The following is a 6,317-nucleotide window of genomic DNA, read 5'->3' on the forward strand; positions in this document are numbered from 1 at the left end:
ACCTCACGTCCTGCAGGGCGCCACACCCATCAGTTGGGCGTCACACTCGCACCAGCAGGAGTGGGCGTAAGTCACGCCTTTGATCGCGATGAAGTCAGGCTTTCTTCCGACGTAGATGTTCCTTGATCGCATCCGGGATGGCGCGCAGGCCGCGTCCGGGCTCGACACCCTCGCGCATCACCATGCTGCGGAACGGAGGCACGGCGGCCAGGATATGCAGGCCGGCTGCGCGCAGCACCTGCATCGGCAGGAAATCGGAAAGAAGCGAACGGTTCAGCACATCGACGCTCGCCGTGCGGGTCATGATATCGACGCGGCGCTTGCGGTCGAACTGGCTGCCGGCGTCCTTTGATATCGGCAGTTCCGGTCGGTCACAGAGAATATCGGTCAGCGCCATGACATCGCGCAAGCTGAGGTTCAGCCCCTGCGCGCCGATGGGCGGGAAGACGTGGGCGGCCTCGCCGATCAGCGCTACCCGGCCCTTGCCTGAGCGATGCGCCATCATGCCCGACAGCGGCCAGATCTGCACACCCTCCTCGACCGTCACCTTGCCGAGCAGCGATTGCATGCGTTCCTCGACGACGTTGCCAAGCTCGGCCAGCGAAAGCTCGCTGCGCGTCTCAGCATCCGACGGGCTCTGTACCCAGACGAGGCTGGAGCGATTGCCGGGAAGTGGCACTTGCGTAAAGGGGCCGTTTTCAGTGTGGAACTCGGTGGAGATGTTTTCGTGCGGCAGGGAATGCTCGAAATTCAGCACCATGGCCGATTGCGGATAGGACCATTTCTTGACGTCGATACCAACGGTTTCGCGCAGCTTCGACTTGCGGCCATCGGCGCCGATCGCGAAGTCCGCGGTAAGCGTTTCGCCGTTGTCGAGCGAGATGGAGACGGCGTCTTCCGTGACATCGATCACATCCGCGAAGGCCGTGAAGCGCGTGATGTTACCCTCGGAGGCCGCGGCCGCTTCCAGCACTTCCATCAATGCCTTGTTGGGAAAGTTGTAGCCGAAGGCTTCGAGCCCGACTTCGGCGGCGCGGAAGGTCGCGGTCGGCGCGCGCAGCAACCGGTTTGTGCCGTCGATGATGCGCATGGTCGACAGCGGCGCGGACGACGGACGCAGGCGCTCCCAGAGCGTCAGCCGGTCGATGAAGCGGATCGACTGATCCATCAGCGCCGTGGTCCGGCGATCTTCCCTTGGTGCCGGCGGCGCAACGAGTGCAACGTTGCGTCCGCCGCGTCCAAGGGCGATTGCGGCGATCATTCCGGCCAGTCCGCCGCCGATCACCGCGATTTCGAAAGTCTTCATTGCACCGTTCCGCAAATTCTGAAACGGCGAGCCGGCCTTATGCCGCCGGCTTCGCCTGACGGCGCCAACTATAGCTCTTGCCCGGCTCCGCGTCACGCGCAGTCGGCTGATAATAATGCGGAATCTCCGGCAGGCGCTTTTCGGTGAGACGCTTTATCGCAGTCTCGTTGGTTACAGCGAAGCTATCGATGCCGCAACGCAGCATATGCGGCACCTGGTCGATCAGCACATCGCCGACGGCGCGCAGCTCGTTGGTGTAGCCGAGACGCTCGCGCAGCAGCGAGGCATGGCTGAAGGCGCGGCCGTCGTTGAAGGCCGGAAACGCCACGGCCACCAGCTCCAGACGATAGAGATAGGGCTCCAGCTTGCGCACGTCGTCAGCCGGCTTGATCAGCACGCCGAAGCCGACTTCATTGCTCTCGTCTGCCTTTGTCACCAGTTCCTCGAGGCTCAGCAGAGGCTTCTGCCCCTCGCCCGCCTTCACTTCTTCGGTCTCGATGACCCACGGGTCGTTGTCGACGAAGCCGGTTTCTCTCCAGATCCTGGTCATCACGCAGCCTCCGCCTTGGAATCACCGTAGAGCGCATCCTTGAAGGGCTGCGGTCCGACGCGGCGATAGGCATCGAGGAAGATTTCGGACGGATCGTTGCGCAGGCCGAGATAGGTATCGACGATCTTTTCGATCGCATCCGTTACCTTCTCCGGCTCAAAGCCACGGCCGATGATTTCGCCGATCGAGGTGTGCTCGTCGCCGGAACCGCCGAGCGTGATCTGATAGAGCTCCGCACCCTTCTTCTCGACGCCCAAGAGGCCGATATGGCCGACATGGTGGTGGCCGCAGGCGTTGATGCAGCCGGAGATCTTGATCTTCAGCTCGCCGATCTCGGCCTGGCGCTCGGGGTTGCCGAAACGCCTGGAGATTTCCTGCGCTACAGGGATGGAGCGCGCATTGGCGAGCGCGCAGTAGTCCAAGCCGGGACAGGCAATGATGTCGGTGATCAGGCCGGCATTGGCTTCGGCAAGACCGATGGCGACGAGGCCGCGATAGACGCTTTCGAGATCGGCCAGCGCGACATGCGGCAGGATGAGGTTCTGCTCATGGCTGACGCGGATTTCGTCGAAGGCATATTCCTCGGCGATATCGGCCACCGCGTCCATCTGGCTGTCGGAGGCGTCGCCCGGAATGCCGCCGATCGGCTTCAGCGAGATCGTCACCATGCCGTAGTCCGGGTTCTTGTGCGGCTGGACGTTCTGGTGGACCCAGCGCGAGAACGCCGGATCGGCCTTCTTCCAGCGCGCGAGGTTTTCCCAGCCTTCGGCACGCTGCGGCAGAGCCGGCGGTGCGAAGTAAGCCGTGATGGCGGCGACATCGGCCTCCGGGAGCTTCAGCTCGGTGTCCTTCAGTGCCGCGAACTCGACCTCGACCTGACGGGCCAGCTCTTCGGCGCCCGTTTCATGGACGAGGATCTTGATGCGGGCCTTGTACTTGTTGTCGCGGCGGCCGTGCAGGTTATATACGCGCATGACGGCGGTGGTGTAGGACAGCAAGTCCTCTTCCGGCAGGAAGTCCTTGATCAGCTTGGCGATCATCGGCGTACGGCCCTGGCCGCCACCGACATAAACGGCAAAGCCGATCTCGCCCTTGTCGTTCTTCTTCAGGTGCAGGCCGATGTCGTGGACCTGGATCGCGGCGCGGTCGCGCTCAGCACCCGTGACGGCGATCTTGAACTTGCGCGGCAGGAAGGAGAATTCCGGATGGACGGAAGACCACTGGCGCAGGATTTCAGCATAGGGACGCGGATCGGCGACTTCATCGGCGGCGGCACCAGCGAAGTGGTCGGCGGTGACGTTTCTGATGCAGTTGCCCGAGGTCTGGATCGCGTGCATCTCGACGGTGGCAAGCTCGGCCAGCACGTCGGGCATATCCGACAGCTTCGGCCAGTTGAACTGCAGGTTCTGGCGCGTGGTGAAGTGGCCGTAGCCACGGTCGTAGGTGCGCGCGACATGGGCCAGCATGCGCATCTGCTTGGAGTTCAGCGTACCGTAGGGAATGGCAATACGCAGCATGTAGGCGTGCAGCTGAAGATAGACGCCGTTCATCAGGCGCAGCGGCTTGAACGCATCCTCGGCGAGCTCGCCGGACAGACGGCGCTCAACCTGATCGCGGAACTGCGCGACGCGCTCGGCGACAAAGGCGTGGTCAAATTCGTCGTAACGGTACATCGTATTCCTCAGACTGCAATGAATGCGGGATCGGCGGGCTTGTAGCCCGGCGCGTATTCCATGGTCGGACCCTGTGCACGAATGCGCTCGCGAAGGCGCAGCGGCCAGAGAACACCATCGGTCTCCTGCACGTCAACCACGGCGACATCGACCACCAGATTGTCGGCATAGGACTTCTTGCCGATCGCCTCCAGCGCGGCAACGGCCTCGGCATGGCGCGCGACCAGCGCATCCTGCAGCGACGTCACCCATGTGCCGTTGGCATCGAGCCAGACGGCGATGCCGTCGGTCAGCCTGTTGGCGGTCAGAACCTTGTCTCCCATAGTCAGCTCCTTAGCAGTTCATCGGACCGGGCGCGTGCACGCACCAGCGGTTCGGACAGTTCGAAATTGGCGCCGGCAACGGCGTCGCCGATGATGACCATGACAGGTCCGGTGAGTTCATCACGGTTCTGCAGATCGGGCAGATCGCGCAGCGTACCGTGCAGCAGCCGGCGATCGGCGCGGCTGGCGTTCTCGATAACGGCGACCGTCGTTTCCGGCGCGATGCCGGCGCGCATCAGGCGCTCAGCGACCGATGCGGCGACCGTGCGCCCCATGTAGACGGCGATCGTGGCACCGGAAACGGCAAGGCTCGCCCAATCGGGAAGCACATCGCCGGTCAGATCGTGGCCCGTCGTGAAGACCAGCGACGAGGCGACGCCGCGCAGCGTCAGCGGCAGCTCGAAATCGGCGGCGGCTGCGAAAGCAGATGTGATTCCGGGCACGACTTCATAAGCGATACCGGCGGCACGCAATGCGGCCATTTCTTCGCCGGCGCGGCCATAGACCAGCGGATCGCCCGACTTCAGACGGACGACGCGCTTGCCCTCGCGGCCGAGATAGACGAGCAGATCGTTGATCTCTTCCTGCGACTTGGAATGACAGCCCTTGCGCTTGCCGACAGACAGGCGCTCGGCATCGCGTCGGCCCATATCGACGATTTCCTGCGGCACCAATGCGTCATAGACGATGACATCGGCTTCCATCATCACGCGCTGGGCGCGCAGCGTCAGGAGGTCGGCTGCACCCGGGCCGGCGCCGACCAGCCAGATACGCCCCTCGGCCTTGTCGGCGGAAAGCAACAGCTCGTCGGCAAGGCGTTGTGCCTGCGGCATGTTCTCGTTGGAAACAGCATCCGCCACCGCGCCGGAGAAGAAACGGCGCCAGAAGAGACGGCGCGTGGCGCCTTTCTCAAGCGCATGCTCGACGCGACCGCGATAGCTGACCGCCAGTTCCGCGAGGCGGCCGAGCGACGGCGCCAGCAGCTGGTCGACCTGGGCGCGGATCATCTGCGCGAGAACGGGCCCTGCCCCTTCCGTGCCGATCGCAACCGCGACGGGCGCGCGATTGACGAGCGCCGGAGTGTAGAAATCGCAGTAGTCGGGCTGATCGACGGCATTGGCCGGGATCTTGACGGCGCGCGCGGCGTCGACGATGGCGCCATCGGCGGCGGCATGGCCTGTGGCCGCAAAGACTAGCGTTGCGCCATCGACCTGCCCGGGCGCGAAGGCCGAGCGCACGGTCTCGATGCGGTTGGCGATCAGATGCGCGTGGTAATCGGCCTCGGGGCGATCCGTGTAGGCGACGATCCGGGCCTTGGTGTTCGACAGCAGGCGCACCTTGGCGAAGGCTTCATCACCATTGCCGAAGACAGCCGCAATCTTGCCTTCGACACGAACGAAGGCAGGAAAAACCGACAGTTGCTCACTCTTGGAAGGCATCATCAATCCATTTCGAAGTTGCCGGAATATGCACCACCGGACCAGCCAAATGAAGAAACATAAATTCCAAACCCGCTACGACCGCGTATTGTTTTACCCGGCATGTCAATGATTTGAGCAAAACTCACCGATGCAGCGCGCGTGGCACGATGAATCACGCTGCAACGCGGCACAAAGCCTGTGACAAATTCGGGCGCGGCCAAGAATCCTCGTTTGCCTCGCGCGGCACCGGCGATACAGTGCCGGCAACAAGGAGAACACCATGTCCGACACCACCATTGCCGCCCGACTGCTCGATGTCATGGAGCACGATATTCTGCCGATGACCGAACGTGGCGTCGGCCTCGGCAACAAGGTCTTCGGCGCCGCGATCCTGCGCAAATCGGACCTTTCGCTCGTGGTCGCCGAGACCAACAACGAGCTGGAAAACCCGCTCTGGCATGGCGAAGTGCACACGCTGAAGCGGTTCTACGAGCTGGGCGAAAAGCCGGCCACCAAGGACCTGATCTTCCTCTCGACGCACGAACCCTGCACGATGTGCATGTCGGCGATCACCTGGGCCGGCTTCGACAATTTCTACTATTTCTTCAGCCACGAGGATTCCCGCGACGCCTTCGCAATCCCGCACGACCTGAAAATCCTCAAGGAAGTCTTCGGGCTCGAGCCCGGCGGCTACCGTCGCAGCAACGCCTTCTGGAATAGTTTCGCGATCGCCGATCTGGTCGAGACCGAGGGCGACGCCAGAAAGGCCGAATTGAAGGCGCAGACGGCGCGGATCAAGCAGCGCTACGACGCGCTTTCCGAAAGCTACCAGTCGTCCAAGGGCGACAACGACATTCCGTTGAACTGACACGATCGGCCAGAACACGATGGAAGCCTCCAAAGACATTTCCCGCCTGATCGAGATCATGGCAGCCCTTCGCAATCCCGAGACCGGTTGCCCCTGGGACATCGTCCAGACCTTCGAGACGATCAAGCCCTACACGATCGAGGAGGCCTATGAGGTTTCCGACGCGATCGAGCGCA

General features: G+C 62.9%; 8 protein-coding genes. 2 read left to right on the forward strand and 6 right to left on the reverse strand.

Translation table 11 applies throughout. From position 1 onward, the window contains the following. Positions 1-94 precede the first annotated feature (94 nt). From B3605_RS16955 to B3605_RS16980, 6 genes are read right to left on the reverse strand one after another with little or no spacing between them, the layout of a single operon-like run. The gene (locus B3605_RS16955; RefSeq protein WP_112945660.1) at positions 95-1,306 is read right to left on the reverse strand and encodes a UbiH/UbiF family hydroxylase; all 1,212 of its coding nucleotides are present in this window, start codon (positions 1,304-1,306) and stop codon (positions 95-97) included. 37 nt (positions 1,307-1,343) lie between these two features. After that, the gene (locus B3605_RS16960) at positions 1,344-1,856 is read right to left on the reverse strand and encodes a DUF934 domain-containing protein (RefSeq protein WP_112945661.1); all 513 of its coding nucleotides are present in this window, start codon (positions 1,854-1,856) and stop codon (positions 1,344-1,346) included. Next, positions 1,856-3,529, reverse strand: coding sequence for a nitrite/sulfite reductase (locus tag B3605_RS16965; protein ID WP_112945662.1), 1,674 nt, complete (start codon positions 3,527-3,529; stop codon positions 1,856-1,858). The genes B3605_RS16960 and B3605_RS16965 overlap by 1 nt, the downstream gene beginning before the upstream one ends. A gap of 8 nt (positions 3,530-3,537) precedes the next feature. Next, entirely contained in the window at positions 3,538-3,852 is a 315-nt protein-coding gene (locus B3605_RS16970; RefSeq protein ID WP_111561437.1) for a DUF2849 domain-containing protein, read from the reverse strand. Positions 3,853-3,854: 2 nt separating this feature from the next. Next, positions 3,855-5,291, reverse strand: coding sequence for a siroheme synthase CysG (gene cysG / locus B3605_RS16975; protein ID WP_112945734.1), 1,437 nt, complete (start codon positions 5,289-5,291; stop codon positions 3,855-3,857). 2 nt (positions 5,292-5,293) lie between these two features. After that, positions 5,294-5,494 carry a hypothetical protein gene (locus B3605_RS16980; protein ID WP_162725068.1) on the reverse strand — a complete coding sequence of 67 codons (201 nt, stop codon included), beginning with the start codon at positions 5,492-5,494 and terminating at the stop codon, positions 5,294-5,296. Between the two features lie 59 nt (positions 5,495-5,553). Between B3605_RS16980 and B3605_RS16985 the strand changes: the two genes are divergently transcribed. Then, positions 5,554-6,141 (forward strand): nucleoside deaminase, encoded by a 588-nt coding sequence (locus B3605_RS16985; protein WP_112945663.1) that lies wholly within the window; start codon positions 5,554-5,556, stop codon positions 6,139-6,141. Between the two features lie 19 nt (positions 6,142-6,160). After that, a partial coding sequence (locus tag B3605_RS16990) for a MazG nucleotide pyrophosphohydrolase domain-containing protein (protein WP_296435178.1) occupies positions 6,161-6,317 on the forward strand: 157 nt, incomplete at its 3' end.

Source organism: Rhizobium sp. UBA1881, assembly GCF_002338015.1.
GTDB lineage: Bacteria > Pseudomonadota > Alphaproteobacteria > Rhizobiales > Rhizobiaceae > Rhizobium.

What these genes read in the sequence shown, in the direction of transcription:
- B3605_RS16955 (WP_112945660.1), bottom strand. Translation starts at nt 1,306, where the DNA reads ATGAAGACTTTCGAAATCGCGGTGATCGGCGGCGGACTGGCCGGAATG.
- B3605_RS16960 (WP_112945661.1), bottom strand. Translation starts at nt 1,856, where the DNA reads ATGACCAGGATCTGGAGAGAAACCGGCTTCGTCGACAACGACCCGTGG.
- B3605_RS16965 (WP_112945662.1), bottom strand. Translation starts at nt 3,529, where the DNA reads ATGTACCGTTACGACGAATTTGACCACGCCTTTGTCGCCGAGCGCGTC.
- B3605_RS16970 (WP_111561437.1), bottom strand. Translation starts at nt 3,852, where the DNA reads ATGGGAGACAAGGTTCTGACCGCCAACAGGCTGACCGACGGCATCGCC.
- cysG (WP_112945734.1), bottom strand. Translation starts at nt 5,291, where the DNA reads ATGCCTTCCAAGAGTGAGCAACTGTCGGTTTTTCCTGCCTTCGTTCGT.
- B3605_RS16985 (WP_112945663.1), top strand. Translation starts at nt 5,554, where the DNA reads ATGTCCGACACCACCATTGCCGCCCGACTGCTCGATGTCATGGAGCAC.